This is a genomic window from Mycobacterium sp. GA-1841 (assembly GCF_001954135.1).
Lineage (GTDB): Bacteria > Actinomycetota > Actinomycetes > Mycobacteriales > Mycobacteriaceae > Mycobacterium.
This window is the reverse complement of the sequence record NZ_MBEQ01000057.1, coordinates 18,933-33,433: the sequence shown is the minus strand read 5'-3', so window position 1 is coordinate 33,433 and position 14,501 is coordinate 18,933. Positions and strand designations below refer to the sequence as shown.

Genomic DNA, 14,501 nt, shown 5'->3' with positions numbered 1-14,501 from the left:
ACCGCGAGATCAGGCGTCTTGGGTGGCGAGCGCGATGCTGTCGTCGTCGACGAACACCAAGCCGCCGTCGTCGAGGTTTACCGCCCATCGCCGCGCGGGCCCGACAATTCGTTCCCCAGCGACCTCGACCGCAGTACCGGCCAGGTCGGCAAAATCTTCGACGACCTCGCCATGCAGCTCGTCGTCAGTTCCGGGATAAACGACCACCGAGGAACCCACAGCAACCTCTCCGGCAATTTCACCGGAGTCACTGTCGTTAACCCCTGTCACGACGTCTTCGGACATCACACACCTCCCCAATTGCTGACGCGTGCAACCGAGTACATCACAAACGCCTGCGATTGGCTCATTTTCATCGATACCTACAGCCACACCTTGCATAGGTCTCGGGCAAATATCCAAATTCGGCGATGACGGCCATTCCGGCAAACGGATCACAGTACCTACCGTTCCGTGTTCCCGGTCACACTTAACTCGCGACGGCGCCATTGACGAATGCTTTTGAGGCAACGGCAGCAACATTCGCCTCGGCCGGTACCGGCCCAGTACCACGGGTCTGCACCCGTTGCTGAGCACCGATCGGCTAACAGCCCATTTAGCACCGTCGAAAACGGGTCGGATCGCGGTGACACACACCACACTGCCGTTCGCTAGGGTTGCAACACGTTCTAGCGAGGAGGCCTATGTCCGACGCTGTTTTGGTCACCGGAGCTTTTGGCTTGGTGGGCTCCGCCGTGGTGAAGGCTCTGGCTGCCGGCGGGCGCGACGTGGTCGCGACCGATCTCGACGTGCCGGCCAACCGCAAGGCGGCAGCCGCGCTCCCGGCCGCGGTACAGGTGCGCTGGGCCGATCTGACGGATTCGGCCGCGGTCGATCAGCTGATGGCGACCGTCGCCCCGGCCGCCGTCATCCACCTCGCCGCCATCATCCCGCCGTTCTGCTACATGCGCCGAGGGCTGGCCCGCAAGGTCAACGTCGAGGCGACCGCCGCACTACTGCGCGCCGCCGAAGCACAGCCGAATCCGCCGCGGTTCGTCCAGGCCTCCAGCATCGCGGTCTACGGGGCCCGCAATCCACACCACATCGACGGCGTGCTGACGCCCGACACCCCGGTCAATCCGTCCGACATCTACGGCGCGCACAAGGTCGAGGCCGAAGCACTGGTGCGGGCCAGCACGCTGGACTGGCTGATCCTGCGCCTCGGCGGGGTGATGAGCTCCGAGTTCAGTCTCGACATGGACGTCGACCTCATCTCGTTCGAGAGCGTGCTGCCCGCCGACGGTCGGCTGCAGACCGTCGACGTGCGCGACGTTGCGGCCGCGTTCGTCGCGGCCACCACCGTCCCGACCACAACCGCCAACCACGAAGTGTTCCTGATCGGCGGTGATTCCGAGACACACCGCCACACGCAGGCCTCGGTCGGTTCGCAGGCGGCGGCCGCCATGGGAGTCAAAGGCGGGCTGCCCGCCGGCCGGCCCGGAAACCCCGACGATGACGCGGCCTGGTTCGCCACTGACTGGATGGACAGCAGCCGTGCGCAGGAAGTGCTCGGATTCCAGCACCACAGCTGGCCGCAGTTGCTGGCCGACACCAGGGCGAGGGCCGGGTGGAAACGGTTCCCGATCGGTCTGGTCGCCCCGCTGATCCGGGCGTTCCTCCGGTCGAAGTCCGCCTACAAGGACTATCCCGGGCGATACGCCGACGTGTGGAATGCCATCGACAAGAAGTGGGGCGACCACCGACCCGACGGGAGCCAAGCGTGAGCGCGCGGACAACCGTCGTCATCGGCGGGGCCTCGGGAATCGGGTGGGCCAGCGCGCAGGCACTGGCGGCCGACGGCTGCCGCATCGTGGTGGCCGACCGGGACGCCGACGGGGCCGGGGCCCGGGCCGGCCAGCTGGGTGCCGGCCACGACAGTCACTACGTCGACGTCACCGACGAAGCCTCGGTGGAGGCACTGTTCGCCGCAGTCGGCCCGGTCGACGTCGTGCTCAACTGCGCGGGATTCAGCAACGTCGGGCTGATCACCGACATGCCGGTCGAGGATTTCCGCGCCGTGATCGACGTCTGCCTCAACGGCGGGTTCGTCGTCGCCAAGCACGCCGGACGGCATCTGCCCGAAGGCGGGGTGCTGGTGTCGATCTCGTCGTTGAACGGGCGTCAGCCTGCGGCCGGCATGAGCGCCTACTGCGCGGCCAAGGCCGGGTTGTCCATGCTCACCCAGGTGGCCGCGCTCGAGCTCGGGCCGCGCGGTATCCGGGTCAACGCGATTGCCCCGGGATTCGTGAAAACCCCGCTGACCGACCCGGCGGCCATGATTCCCGGCGTAGTCGAGGAGTACGTCGAGAACACCGCACTGGGCCGCACCGGAGAGCCCGAGGACATCGCCGCCGCGGTGGTGTTCGTGTGCTCACCGCAGGCGTCGTGGCTGACCGGCGAGGTGCTCGACCTCAACGGCGGCGCGCACCTCAAGCGCTACCCGGACGTCCTCGGCCATGTGATGAAGCTGGCGCAGGGATGAACCTCGCCGGTAAGCAGGCGATCGTCACCGGCGCCGGATCGGGCATCGGGGCGGCCCTGTGCCGCGCGCTCGTCGCCGCCGGGGCCGAGGTGTTGTGCACCGACATCGACGCCGACGCCGCCGCTGCCACCGCCGCGGGGCTCGGCGCCCGCTCCGCCCGCCTCGATGTCACCGACGCGGCCGCCGTGCAGGATGCCGTCGACGGGGTCGTCGCGCGGGCCGGCCGGCTCGACCTCATGTTCAACAATGCCGGCATCGTCTGGGGCGGTGACACCGAACTGCTGACGCTGGACCAGTGGAACGCCATCATCGACGTCAACGTCCGCGGGGTGGTGCACGGTGTGGCCGCAGCGTATCCGCAGATGATCCGGCAGGGCCACGGCCACATCGTCAACACCGCCTCGATGGCGGGCCTGGCCGCCGCGGGTCAGCTGACCAGCTATGTGATGACCAAGCATGCCGTGGTCGGGCTGTCCTTGGCGCTGCGCTCAGAGGCAGCGGCCCACGGCGTCGGTGTGCTCGCGGTGTGCCCGGCCGCCGTCGAGACCCCGATCCTGGACAAGGGCGCGGTCGGCGGCTTCATCGGGCGTGATTACTTCCTGCAGGGCCAAGGCGTCAAGACCGCCTACGATGCCGACCGGCTGGCCGCCGACACCTTGCGCGCCATCGCCGGTAACAAGGCCATCCTCGTCAAACCCCGTCGCGCCCATGCCTCGTGGGTGTTCGCCCGGCTGGCGCCCGGTCTGATGCAGCGCCTCTCCATGCGCTTCGTCGCCTCGCAGCGGGCCAGTCAATCCGCCCACGGCCCGGGCTCCAGCGTCACGCTGGAGTGACGCTCAATGCCCACTGTCACGCCAGCGTGACGATAGGGTCAGGCCAACGGCGGGAAGGTGCCAATGGAAAACCAGTTCACCGTCACCCAGAAGCGGGCCCTGGCGGTCGTCACGGTGTTGGCAGTGTTGCTGGGTGCCTACTTTCTGCGCAGCTTCTTCGTCCTGATCGTGATGGCCGCGGTCGGTGCATACCTGTTCACCCCGCTCTACCAACGATTTCACCGACGCCTGGGCACCGGTTTCTCGGCCACGCTGACGGTGTTGGTCGCCATCCTCATGGTGATCATCCCCGTCGCCCTGGTGGTGTTCATGGCGATCGTGCAGATCACCCAGATCGTCAACACGGTGAGCACCTGGATCGCCGACACCGACGTCAGCACCCTCGGTGACCGCGGCCTCGAACTGGTCAACTCGCTGCTGGCGCGGGTACCGTTCCTGGACATCCATCTCACCGCGGATTCGTTGCGCGACACCGTGGTCAAGCTTTCCCAGCATGTCGGCGAATGGCTGCTCGGCATCCTGCAGGGCGCGGTCGGCGGGATGGTCGGCGCGATCACCTCGGCGATCATCTTCCTGTACGTGTTCATCTCGATGCTGGTGAAAAACGACGAGATGGCCACCCTCATCCGTCGGCTCAACCCCCTCGGTGAGGACATCACCGACCTGTACCTGGCCAAGACCGGCGCCATGGTGAAGGGAACGGTCAAGGGGCAGTTCGTGATCGCGCTCTGTCAGGGTGTGGCCGGCGCGATCTCGATCTACATCGCCGGCTTCCACAACGGCTTCTTCGTGTTCGCGATCCTGCTGACCGCGCTGTCGGTGATCCCGCTCGGCGGCGGCATCGTCACGATCCCGTTCGGCATCGGAATGATGTTCTTCGGCAACGTCATCGGCGGCATCTTCGTGGTGGCGTTCCACCTCGTGGTGGTCACCAACATCGACAACCTGCTGCGTCCATGGCTGGTGCCCAAGGCGGCCCGACTGGACCCCGCGCTGATGCTGCTGGCGGTGTTCTCCGGGATCGCGATGTTCGGCTTCTTCGGCCTGGTGATCGGGCCGGTGCTGATGATCATCATCGTCACCACCGTCAGCGTGTACCTGGCTGTCTTCAAGGGCGTCGAGCTCGACACCACCGAACCCGAACACGCCGGCCCGAGTCCATGGCGACGGCTCGTGACCTGGGTACAGAAACGGCTGGGCCGCGAGGACGACCGGGAGAAGGACGCTAAACGCTCAGCCGCTGAGTGAGAAACTCGACCACCCGTTTGCGCGCCTCGTAGGCCGGATGCCCGTCGACCTCACGCACCTGGTCGGTCAGCACCGAGTGCGCCGAGGCCGGGAAGTCGTGTGCATTGCCCTTTTTCGAGTCGATCTCGATGACCTCGAAGGCATCGCCGAGTCGGGCCTTGAGCGTGGCGAACCGCTCCCCCGGGGCCATCCGGTCCTGGCTGAACCGCAGGGCCAGCGCACACAAGCCGTCGTTGGCGGCGCGCTGTTCGACGATCTTCAGCTCGGCTTCCGACAGGCCCGGATCGCGCTTCTGCTTGGCCGTCAACCCCACCGGGACCGAGGGCTGGCTGAGCACCGGTGCCAGCACACTGTCGTCCACCGCGGCCGCGAGCGCGAAACCACCGGTGAAGCACTGCCCGATGACGCCGACGCCTTTACCCGGGGTGTTGGCGTTCAGGTCGCGCGCCAGCGCCCGCAGATAATGTGCGACGGGACGATCCGCATTCGTCGCGAACGCCGCGAATTCCTTTGTCACGCAGGCTTTCATCACCACCCCGACGGCTCCGGGCCGCACCGCAGGCGCACCCGGCGTGCCGAACAGCGACGGGGCCGCCACGGTGAACCCGTTGTCCACCAGATGATTACCCAGCGCCAGGACACCGGGATGCAGGCCGGGGATCTCGGGGATCAGCACCACACCCGGGCCGGCGCCCTTGCGGTACACGTCATAGGTCTGGCCGGCGGCGGTGAACGGGGCCGCGGTCCACCCGGTGAGATCTGCAACTGGCGACGACAACACGGGCTCCATCCGGTAGTGCGTCACGGCCTCTTGACGGGCAGCGGCGATTGCTTCTGCGTCGCGCTCGCCAGCGTACGGAACTCGTCGGGATCGCCGGCTCCGGTGATGGCGACCTGGGCGGGCCCGCTCAGCCGCGTCGTCCACACCGGCTCGGGGTCGCTGCTCTCGTAGACCACCCACGTCACCCCGTCGACCTCTTGGGTGCCCGACGGGTAGGAGTCCGATTGGATCGAGGCCACCAGCGCGGCCTCGTCGGCATTGCTCTGGGTCAGGCTCAGATATCTGCCGCTGGGCGCCAGGTAGCCGACGCGCGAGGACACTGCCCGCTCATGGCGGCCGTCGGGTAGCGTCCTACCGCCGTCGATGCCGTGGCGGCTACCGGAGTTGGGCTGCCAACCCTGCGGCAGCTGCGGCAGGCGGATCGGGATCTTCAGCGCCTCGGCGTCGGCCTGCAGCGCCGCCGGGGCATCGAACTCCGGAGCCGGTCCGGCACCCGGACCGCCCGCCTGCAGCGAGCACATGCCCAGCATCCCGGCCAGCACGATGCAGGCCACGACCAGCGGCGCCATCGACCAGAACATGTCCCGGCCGTCCTGCAACAACCGCGACTTCGCCGGCTTGGGGACCGGGGTGGGCTGGGAGGTGGGCTCACTGGACATGCTCGTCAGTATCCCAGCTCCCAAACTCTGACCACGTTCTGGGACAATCTGGGCCATGAGTCCCACGCGGGGGGAAGCCCCGGATCGCAACCTTGCCCTCGAGCTCGTCCGGGTGACCGAGGCCGGCGCCATGGCCGCAGGTCGCTGGGTCGGCCGCGGCGACAAAGAGGGCGGTGACGGGGCCGCCGTCGACGCCATGCGCGAACTGGTCAACTCGGTGTCGATGCGCGGCGTCGTGGTGATCGGCGAGGGTGAGAAAGACGAAGCCCCGATGCTGTTCAACGGGGAAGAAGTCGGCAACGGCGACGGACCGGACTGCGACTTCGCCGTCGACCCGGTGGACGGCACCACGCTGATGAGCAAGGGCATGCCCAACGCCATCTCGGTGCTCGCGGTCGCCGAGCGCGGCGCGATGTTCGACCCGTCGGCGGTGTTCTACATGAACAAGATCGCCGTCGGCCCGGACTGCGTGGACGCCATCGACATCACCGCCCCGATCGGCGAGAACATCCGGCGGGTGGCCAAGGTGCGCGGCGCGCGGGTGGGCGACCTGACGGTGTGCATCCTGGACCGGCCGCGGCACGCCCAGCTGATCGAGGATGCCCGCGCTGCAGGTGCCCGCATCCGCCTGATCACCGACGGTGACGTCGCCGGCGCCATCTCGGCCTGCCGGCCCAACTCGGGCACCGACATCCTGGCCGGTATCGGCGGCACCCCCGAGGGCATCATCGCCGCGGCCGCGATCCGCTGCATGGGTGGCGCGATCCAGGCCCAGCTCGCCCCGACCGACGACGCCGAACGCCAGAAGGCCATCGACGCCGGCTACGACCTGGACCGGGTGCTGGCCACCGAAGACCTCGTGTCGGGTGAGAACGTGTTCTTCTGCGCCACCGGCGTCACCGACGGTGACCTGCTCAAGGGCGTGCAGTACTACCCCGGCGGCTGCACCACGCAGTCCATCGTCATGCGCTCCAAGTCCGGCACGGTCCGGATGATCGAGGCCTACCACCGACTGGCCAAGCTCAACGAGTACTCGGCCATCGACTTCACCGGCGACAAGACCGCCGCCTACCCGCTCCCGTAACTCGCCAGAAAGGGCAACATGAGCACCGATACCGACGGAGCTGTCGAGTACCGCATCGAGCACGACACCATGGGCGAGGTCCGGGTGCCGGTCAACGCCCTGTGGCGGGCACAGACCCAGCGTGCCGTGGAGAACTTCCCGATCTCGTTCCGCGGGCTGGAACGCACGCAGATCCGGGCCCTGGGCCTGCTGAAGGCGGCCTGCGCGCAGGTCAACAAGGACCTGGGCCTGCTGGCCGCCGAGAAGGCCGACGCCATCATCGCAGCAGCCGGTGAGATCGCCGACGGACTGCACGACGACCAGTTCCCGATCGACGTGTTCCAGACCGGCTCGGGCACCAGCTCGAACATGAATGCCAATGAGGTGATCGCCTCGATCGCCGCGCGCAACGGCGTGACCGTTCACCCCAACGACGATGTGAACATGTCGCAGAGCTCCAACGACACGTTCCCGACCGCCACCCACATCGCGGCCACCGAAGCCGCTGTGCGCCACCTGATCCCGGCGCTCGAGGTGCTGCACGAGTCGCTGGCCGCCAAGGCCAAGCAGTGGAAGACCGTGGTGAAGTCGGGCCGCACCCACCTGATGGACGCGGTACCGGTGACGCTGGGCCAGGAGTTCGGCGGCTACGCCCGGCAGATCGAGGCCGGCATCGAACGCGTTCGCGCGACCCTGCCGCGCCTCGGCGAGCTCGCGATCGGCGGCACCGCCGTCGGCACCGGACTCAACGCCCCCGACGGCTTCGGCCCCAAGGTGGTCGAGGTGCTGGTGAACCAGACCGGTCTGGCCGAATTGCGTACCGCCGCAGACTCGTTCGAGGCACAGGCGGCCCGCGACGGTCTGGTCGAGGCTTCCGGTGCGCTGAAGACCATCGCCGCCTCGCTGACCAAGATCGCCAACGACGTGCGCTGGATGGGTTCGGGCCCGTTGACCGGTCTCGGTGAGATCCAGCTGCCGGACCTGCAGCCGGGCAGCTCGATCATGCCGGGCAAGGTCAATCCCGTTCTGCCCGAGGCGGTTACCCAGGTGGCCGCGCAGGTCATCGGCAACGACGCTGCCGTCACCGTCGGCGGTCTCTCGGGTGCGTTCGAGCTCAACGTGTACATCCCGATGATGGCGCGCAACGTGCTGGAGTCGTTCACGCTGCTGTCCAACGTGTCTCGGCTGTTCGCCGAGAAGTGCATCGACGGCCTGGTGGCCAACGAGGAGCACCTGCGCACTTTGGCCGAGTCGTCGCCGTCGATCGTGACGCCGCTGAACTCGGCGATCGGCTACGAGGAGGCCGCCAAGGTCGCCAAGCAGGCGCTGAAGGAGAAGAAGACCATCCGCCAGACTGTGATCGACCGCGGCCTGATCGGTGACAAGCTCTCCGAGGCCGAGCTGGACAAGCGCCTCGACGTGCTCGCCATGGCGAAGGTCAAGCAGCAGGGCTGATTTCCCTGCGCGAGCAGACATAAAACTGCCCCTTTTCTTCGGAAGAGGGGCAGTTTTATGTCTGCTCGGCAAAGGACTTTTTGCCCTACCCGGCCGGAGGGCGGCGGCGCACGCTGGAGGGGTGAGCTTTCCCGACGCGACGACGCTGCAGACCGCCCTGTCGATGGCAGTGCGCGCGCCGTCGGTACACAATTCGCAGCCCTGGCGCTGGCGAATCGACGGTACCGACAGCCTGAACCTGTATGCCGACCGGAGCCTGCACCTACCCGCCACCGATCCCGACAGCCGCGATCTGATGCTCAGTTGCGGCGCGACGCTGCATCATTGCGTCGTCGCGCTCGCCTCCCTGGGGTGGCGCGCCACCGTGCAGCGGTTCCCCGATCCGAACGATCCGCACCACCTCGCCCGCATCACCGTGACACCCGGTCCACCGAGCGAGGCCGACCTCAAGCTGGCCGCTGCGATCGGCCGCCGCCGCACCGACCGGCGCCACTACGGCAGCACCGAGGTCTGTCCCGCCGACGTCGCGCTGATCGGGATGCGGGGCGCCCGGATGGGTGTGACGATGCGCCGGGTGGAGTCGATCGAACAACTCAACGGCCTTGTCGAACAGGCGATTTCCAAACACATCAGCGATGATGCCTACCTCACCGAGCTGACCCGGTGGAGTGGTCGTTACCGCTCGCTGGCCGGCGTTCCCGCACACAGCACCCCAGCACCGGATCACGCCGCGATGATGCCGGGCCGGGTCTTCGCCGGACCGGCCCTGGCCCAACCACCCGAACAGCCCGGCGCGATCGAGAACTCCGCGGTCCTGGCGCTGGGCACCCACGCCGACGATGCACAGGCGCGGCTGCGGGCCGGGGAGGCCACCAGCCTCGTGCTGCTCACCGCGACCGCACTGGGCCTGGCGACGTGCCCGATCACCGAACCGTTGGAGGTACCCGACACCCGTTCGGCGCTGCGCGAGGAGTTCTTCGACGGCCGGGAGTACCCGCAGATGCTGATCCGGATCGGCTGGCCGGCCGAGCAGGCCGCACCGCTGCCCGCCACCCCGCGGCGCCCTGCCCTCTGACCCGCACTATTCGGGAAGTGGTGCCACCCAACGCAATACGGTGCCCCCGCCAGGCCGGTCGGTGACGGTGAACTCACCACCGGCATGCAGGGCGCGGGCTCGCAGATTGCCCAGCCCGCTCTCGGTGACCTCGGCGGCGATCCCGCATCCGTTGTCGGAGACCTCGATGGACAGCTCGTCGGCCACCTCCACCCGGACGGTGAGTTCACTTGCCCCCGAATGCCGCACCGCATTGCTCACCGCCTCACGCACCACCGCCTCGGCGTGATCGGCCAGGGTGGCGTCGACGACCGACAGCGGGCCGATGAACCGCACCTCGGTGTGTAACCCGGCATCGGCGAACTGGCCGATCACCGCGTCGAGCCGCTGCCGCAACCGCGTCGTCCCCGCCGGTGTCCCATGCAGATCGAAGATCGCGGTCCGGATCTCCTGGATCACGGCCTGCAGGTCGTCGACGGTGTCGGTGAGCCGCTGCTGCACGTCGGCCGAACGCGCCCGCGGGATGGTGCCCTGCAGCGACAGGCCCACCGCGAACAGCCGCTGGATCACGTGGTCGTGCAGATCCCGCGCGATCCGATCGCGGTCGGCCAGGATGTCGAGTTCACGCACACGGCGCTGCGAGCTGGCCAGTTGCCACGCCACGGCGGCCTGGTCGGCGAACGCCGCCGCCATGTCGAGTTGCTCGGCGGTGAAGCTGCGGGCGCCCTCTGCGCGCACCGCCACCAGCACACCGGCCACGGTGTCGACGGCCCGCAGCGGCAACACCAGCGCCGGACCGGCCAACCCGTCGAGCTCGAGCCGGTCGAGCCGGTGCGGTGTGCCGTCACGGAAGGCGGCGACCACCGCGTCCTCCACCCGGCCGACCAGAATCGACTCGACGGTCGTCGGTCGGCCCGCCGCGGCAGCCACCACAAGGGTGTCGATGTCGCCGATGGGAATCTCGCCGGCTTCGTCGACGGGAGGGACGGCGACCACGATGCGGTCCGCACCGGTCAGCTTGAGCGCCTCGTCGGCCACCATCCGAAACACCGTGGCCGGATCGGTACCGCCGAGCAGTTCGGTGCCGATGTCGCGGGTGGCGGCGATCCAGGCCTGCCGGTCGCGGGACAATTCGTAGAGCCTGGCGTTCTCCACCGCGACGCCGGCCGCCGCGGCCAGGGCCTCGACGAGCACCTCGTCGTCCTCGCTGAACGGCTGCCCGTTGGTCTTCTCGGTCAGGTAGAGATTGCCGAACACCTCGTCGCGGATCCGCACCGGGACACCGAGGAAGGTCCGCATCGGCGGGTGGTTGGGCGGAAAACCGACCGAGTCGGGATGCTGGTGGATGTCGTCGAGCCGGATCGGTTTCGGATCGTCCAGCAAGACCCCGAGCACACCGCGCCCCTCGGGCAGATGCCCGATCAGGGCCCGGGTCTCGTCGTCGATGCCCTGGTGGACGAACTCGGTCAACTCGTGCCCTTCGCCGCGCACACCGAGCGCGCCGTAGCGCGCGTCGACCAGCTGGATCGCGGTCTGCACGATGGTGCTCAACGTGACCTCCAGATCCAGGCCCGAGGTCACCGCGAGCATCGCCTCGACCAGCCCGTCGATCCGGTCGCGTCCGGTGATGATCTCCTCGACGCGGTCCTGCACCTCGGTGAGCAACTCACGCAACCGTAACTGCGAGAGCGTCTCTCGCAACGGCGAGATGTGCGGCTCGTCGTCGGGTTGCGCTGGGTGACCGGTCATGTTGCCCATGCTGGCATCATCTGCACCTCAAACCTGGGGTCGGTGCCGGTCCAGCGTGGAGGCGAACACCGCGGCCTGGGTGCGTCGTTGCATGCCGAGTTTGGCCAGGAGCCGGGACACGTAGTTCTTGACGGTCTTCTCGGCAAGGAACATCCGGGCCGCGATCTGCCGGTTCGTCAACCCCTCCCCCAGCAGGTCGAGCAGGACCCGCTCCTGCTGGGTCAGCCCGGCCAGCGGGTCGGAACGCTCGGCATCCCCGCGCAGTTTGGCCATCAGCGCTGTGGCCGCGCGATTGTCCAACAGGGACTTGCCGGCGCCGACGTCCTTGATCGCCTGGGCCAGCTCCATGCCCTTGATGTCCTTGACGACGTAGCCGCTGGCACCGGCGAGGATCGCATCGAGCATGGCCTCGTCGGAAGTGAACGACGTCAGCATCAGGCAACGCAGATCCGGCATGCGCGACAACAGATCCCGGCACAGCTCGATCCCGTTGCCGTCCGGTAACCGGACGTCGAGCACCGCGACGTCGGGTGCCACGGCCGGCACCCGGGCCATGGCCTGCGCCACCGAGTCCGCCTCGCCGATCACGTCGAGTTCCGGATCCGCGCTGAGCAGGTCGATCAGCCCGCGACGCACCACCTCGTGGTCGTCGACCAGGAATACTCTGATCATCCCCCGAGTCTCACAATCACTGGCGCCGATCGCAAGGGAGCACCGCACAACCGGTCCGGCCCAGCACCTCCTGCAGTTCGGCCGAATCGCAGTGATCGGCAGGGACGACGAGCACCTGAACCGACTCCGGCTGCGCCGCCAGGTATTCGGCGGCACTGTCGTACCCGTCGATGCGCTGCACGTCGAGGTCCGGCGAACGGCGCAGCGCCCGGGTCAGGCGTCGCTCCAGCTGGGCGGCTGACAGCCGGTCACGGTCGGCAACCGCCGTGGCGTCGTACATCTCCCGGTGCCGCGCCGCCCAGGTGGTCAGCACCCGCAGCGGCGCGCCGCGGCGCAGCGCCTCCTCGATCGCGGCGTGCAGCGCGTCGTTGCCGGCGGTGCGGCCATCGGCTTCGACCAGGACGGCCGCGCTGCCGACCGGAGCATCAGTGGGGGCGGGGGCGATCAGGGTATCGGTCACGGTCATCTCCTATTCGAAGGTCAGGAAGGTGTCGACGGCACGGCGGGGCGTGGGCGGGGGTGAGTCGGTGAGGGTCGGGGCGATTCCGATCCGGATCAGCAGCTGCGGGCAGGCGTCGCGGTTGATCAGGGTGCCGATGATGTCGCGGCTGGCGTGCAGTTCGGTGACGTGGCTGACGGGGCAGGTGGCCAGGCCCGACAGGGTGCATTCGAGCAGCAGCGCCGACAGGGCCTCACCGGCGTCCAGGGCGTCGCCCCGGCTGTAACCGTCGGTGGACAACACCACCAGGGTCGCCGCGTCGTCATGCACACTCGGGCGCCGATCGCTGTGCGCGGTGACCGGGAACCCGCGGGACACCGCGACCCGCTCACTTTCGGAGGCCGACACCAGCGCACTCTGCGGGATACCGTCTTCGGTGGCGAACGGTGTTGTCCACCAGGCAAGTTCAGCATGGTAGGCGGAATCGTAGAGGCGTAGCGACTCCGTCAGCGCCGCGGCCTCGGCCACTTCGGCGCGCATGTCCTCGCCCAATACGTCCAGGTGCACCGGGCCTTCGCCCAACCGCATCCGCAGCACCTGTTCGAGAGCCTCCCAGTCCGCATAGGCGGCCATCGGCAACCGGTCGGTGCGCCGGGCCAGGATGGCATCTGCCCGCCGGCGGTGCGCCTCGGCGACGAACTCCATGGCCGAGAACTGCACCGTCGCCAGATGGTCGAGGTTGTTCGGGTTGGGGAACCGGTCGACGTGGGTCGACCAACCTCCCGCCGCCATCGCGACCCGCAGATGGTCCAGGAACACACCGCAGCTGATGATCGCCTCACGCGCGGACCGGTCCGTGGCAGTGACCACGCGGTTCTGGTCGAGGTGCAGTTGTACGCCGTCACTGCCGGCGACCAAGCGCCACGGTTGGGTGTTGTGCAGCGACGGGGCACGCGATGCCAGCTGCACAGCGTTGGTGAGAACTGCTGAGTCGAACATCGTCTCGGGCATGCTTCAAGCCTCGTCGTGCCCGAGCCCGCCGGTTAGGGTCTTTGGTCCTCAAACCGACGCGATGTGCGTCTCACGCCCCGTTGTTCGGGCCTCCGGAGTTCGCCCCGGGGATGTCGGTGATCGGGAAGTTCGGCATCGGCGCCGGCGACGGTGTCGCGGGCAGCGCGGGGATCTCCTGCGGCGGAATGTCCTTGAGCGCCTCGGCCGGTGGCACGGGCGGGCCGTTCTCCCGGCTGCCGTAGCTGGAGCCGGGCTCACGTTCACCGAGCATGTGGCTGACCGTCACCAGGTGATAGCCGTTGGCCTTGAGCACCGGGATGAACTGGTACACCAGATCGACGGTGGACGAATAGGTGTCGTGAAACAGCACCACCGAGTTCGGCTTGATCTGCGTCATCAGCATGTAGCGGGTGGCCGCGGTGTTGGCGTCGTTGGCCCAGTCGAACGGGATGACGTCCCAATTGATGTCGGCCAGTCCTTGCTTGCGGGCCTCGGCCAGCACCTGGTCGTTGACCAGCCCGCCGGCCGTGCGCACCAACTTCGGCCGTTGCCCCGTCGCGGCCTCGATCGCGTCACTGGCCTTGCTGAACTGGGCCGGAATCTCTTGCGGCGGAATGGTGGTCATGTTGGGGTGTTCCCAGGTGTGGCTGCCCAGCTCCATCCCGGCCTCGACGACGCGCTTGGCACCTTCGGGGTTGGCCGCGACCTTGTTGCCGATCTCGAAGAACGTGGCCTTGGCGTCGTTGTCCTTGAGGATCTGCAGCAGCCGGTCGGTGTAGGGGCTGGGCCCGTCATCGAAGGTGAGCGCGATGCACTTCTCTTTCGAGCAGTCCACGTCGTCGGGGCCGTCACGGTGAATACGCCCGGTGAGCAATCCGACGACGACGACCACGACGGCAGCCGCCACACCGATCGCGGTCCACCGCCACGCCTGACTGTTGGGGAACCTCGCCACCCCGGCAGCCTACCGGCCTGCGATTTGGGTGCGTTCGGTAACGCCTGGCGTTACTGAACGC

15 protein-coding genes are annotated in these 14,501 nt (G+C 68.0%); 7 read left to right on the top strand and 8 right to left on the bottom strand.

Features of this window, described 5'->3' with window-relative positions; genetic code table 11:
• Positions 1-9: 9 nt before the first annotated feature.
• Positions 10-285 (bottom strand): hypothetical protein, encoded by a 276-nt coding sequence (locus A5740_RS13505; RefSeq protein ID WP_175616242.1) that lies wholly within the window; start codon positions 283-285, stop codon positions 10-12.
• Positions 286-683: 398 nt separating this feature from the next.
• Here A5740_RS13505 and A5740_RS13500 point away from each other — a divergent pair, with 398 nt between their 5' ends.
• From A5740_RS13500 to A5740_RS13485, 4 genes are all read left to right on the top strand, one after another.
• The gene (locus tag A5740_RS13500; protein WP_076194778.1) at positions 684-1,763 is read left to right on the top strand and encodes an NAD(P)-dependent oxidoreductase; all 1,080 of its coding nucleotides are present in this window, start codon (positions 684-686) and stop codon (positions 1,761-1,763) included.
• Positions 1,760-2,521 carry an SDR family NAD(P)-dependent oxidoreductase gene (locus A5740_RS13495; protein WP_076194776.1) on the top strand — a complete coding sequence of 254 codons (762 nt, stop codon included), beginning with the start codon at positions 1,760-1,762 and terminating at the stop codon, positions 2,519-2,521. The genes A5740_RS13500 and A5740_RS13495 overlap by 4 nt, the downstream gene beginning before the upstream one ends.
• Positions 2,518-3,354 (top strand): SDR family oxidoreductase, encoded by an 837-nt coding sequence (locus A5740_RS13490; RefSeq protein WP_076194774.1) that lies wholly within the window; start codon positions 2,518-2,520, stop codon positions 3,352-3,354. Before A5740_RS13495 ends, A5740_RS13490 begins: the two co-directional genes overlap by 4 nt.
• A 63-nt stretch (positions 3,355-3,417) precedes the next feature.
• Positions 3,418-4,602 (top strand): AI-2E family transporter, encoded by a 1,185-nt coding sequence (locus tag A5740_RS13485; protein WP_076194772.1) that lies wholly within the window; start codon positions 3,418-3,420, stop codon positions 4,600-4,602.
• Here the strand turns inward: A5740_RS13485 and A5740_RS13480 are convergent.
• Both A5740_RS13480 and A5740_RS13475 read right to left on the bottom strand, forming a co-directional pair.
• The gene (locus A5740_RS13480; RefSeq protein ID WP_076194829.1) at positions 4,580-5,380 is read right to left on the bottom strand and encodes a dienelactone hydrolase family protein; all 801 of its coding nucleotides are present in this window, start codon (positions 5,378-5,380) and stop codon (positions 4,580-4,582) included. The two genes, A5740_RS13485 and A5740_RS13480, sit on opposite strands and share 23 nt — an antisense overlap.
• A gap of 23 nt (positions 5,381-5,403) precedes the next feature.
• Positions 5,404-6,042 (bottom strand): DUF4245 domain-containing protein, encoded by a 639-nt coding sequence (locus A5740_RS13475; RefSeq protein WP_076194770.1) that lies wholly within the window; start codon positions 6,040-6,042, stop codon positions 5,404-5,406.
• Between the two features lie 55 nt (positions 6,043-6,097).
• Between A5740_RS13475 and glpX the strand changes: the two genes are divergently transcribed.
• From glpX to A5740_RS13460, 3 genes are all read left to right on the top strand, one after another.
• Positions 6,098-7,126, top strand: coding sequence for a class II fructose-bisphosphatase (gene glpX, locus A5740_RS13470; RefSeq protein ID WP_076194768.1), 1,029 nt, complete (start codon positions 6,098-6,100; stop codon positions 7,124-7,126).
• Between the two features lie 18 nt (positions 7,127-7,144).
• Positions 7,145-8,560 carry a class II fumarate hydratase gene (locus tag A5740_RS13465; protein ID WP_076194766.1) on the top strand — a complete coding sequence of 472 codons (1,416 nt, stop codon included), beginning with the start codon at positions 7,145-7,147 and terminating at the stop codon, positions 8,558-8,560.
• A 163-nt stretch (positions 8,561-8,723) separates the two neighbouring features.
• Entirely contained in the window at positions 8,724-9,635 is a 912-nt protein-coding gene (locus A5740_RS13460; RefSeq protein WP_076194828.1) for an NAD(P)H nitroreductase, read from the top strand.
• Positions 9,636-9,641: 6 nt separating this feature from the next.
• On the opposite strand, the gene A5740_RS13455 is transcribed toward A5740_RS13460, so the two are convergent.
• The 5 genes from A5740_RS13455 to A5740_RS13435 form a co-directional block, all read right to left on the bottom strand.
• Positions 9,642-11,372, bottom strand: a complete 1,731-nt coding sequence (locus A5740_RS13455) for a GAF domain-containing sensor histidine kinase (protein ID WP_076194764.1) — start codon at positions 11,370-11,372, stop codon at positions 9,642-9,644.
• An 18-nt stretch (positions 11,373-11,390) separates the two neighbouring features.
• Positions 11,391-12,035: a two-component system response regulator DevR gene (gene devR / locus A5740_RS13450; protein ID WP_076194763.1), complete on the bottom strand. Its 645-nt coding sequence runs from the start codon at positions 12,033-12,035 to the stop codon at positions 11,391-11,393.
• Between the two features lie 16 nt (positions 12,036-12,051).
• Positions 12,052-12,495, bottom strand: coding sequence for a universal stress protein (locus tag A5740_RS13445; RefSeq protein ID WP_175616241.1), 444 nt, complete (start codon positions 12,493-12,495; stop codon positions 12,052-12,054).
• A 9-nt stretch (positions 12,496-12,504) separates the two neighbouring features.
• Positions 12,505-13,485: an NAD(P)H nitroreductase gene (locus A5740_RS13440; RefSeq protein ID WP_076194759.1), complete on the bottom strand. Its 981-nt coding sequence runs from the start codon at positions 13,483-13,485 to the stop codon at positions 12,505-12,507.
• A gap of 70 nt (positions 13,486-13,555) precedes the next feature.
• Entirely contained in the window at positions 13,556-14,440 is an 885-nt protein-coding gene (locus A5740_RS13435) for a polysaccharide deacetylase family protein (protein WP_076194757.1), read from the bottom strand.
• Positions 14,441-14,501: the final 61 nt, after the last annotated feature.

Coding starts and splice junctions, on each gene's coding strand:
- A5740_RS13505 (WP_175616242.1), bottom strand. CDS start 285: ATGTCCGAAGACGTCGTGACAGGGGTTAACGACAGTGACTCCGGTGAA.
- A5740_RS13500 (WP_076194778.1), top strand. CDS start 684: ATGTCCGACGCTGTTTTGGTCACCGGAGCTTTTGGCTTGGTGGGCTCC.
- glpX (WP_076194768.1), top strand. CDS start 6,098: ATGAGTCCCACGCGGGGGGAAGCCCCGGATCGCAACCTTGCCCTCGAG.
- A5740_RS13475 (WP_076194770.1), bottom strand. CDS start 6,042: ATGTCCAGTGAGCCCACCTCCCAGCCCACCCCGGTCCCCAAGCCGGCG.
- devR (WP_076194763.1), bottom strand. CDS start 12,035: ATGATCAGAGTATTCCTGGTCGACGACCACGAGGTGGTGCGTCGCGGG.
- A5740_RS13465 (WP_076194766.1), top strand. CDS start 7,145: ATGAGCACCGATACCGACGGAGCTGTCGAGTACCGCATCGAGCACGAC.
- A5740_RS13455 (WP_076194764.1), bottom strand. CDS start 11,372: ATGGGCAACATGACCGGTCACCCAGCGCAACCCGACGACGAGCCGCAC.
- A5740_RS13440 (WP_076194759.1), bottom strand. CDS start 13,485: ATGCCCGAGACGATGTTCGACTCAGCAGTTCTCACCAACGCTGTGCAG.
- A5740_RS13485 (WP_076194772.1), top strand. CDS start 3,418: ATGGAAAACCAGTTCACCGTCACCCAGAAGCGGGCCCTGGCGGTCGTC.
- A5740_RS13460 (WP_076194828.1), top strand. CDS start 8,724: ATGGCAGTGCGCGCGCCGTCGGTACACAATTCGCAGCCCTGGCGCTGG.
- A5740_RS13490 (WP_076194774.1), top strand. CDS start 2,518: ATGAACCTCGCCGGTAAGCAGGCGATCGTCACCGGCGCCGGATCGGGC.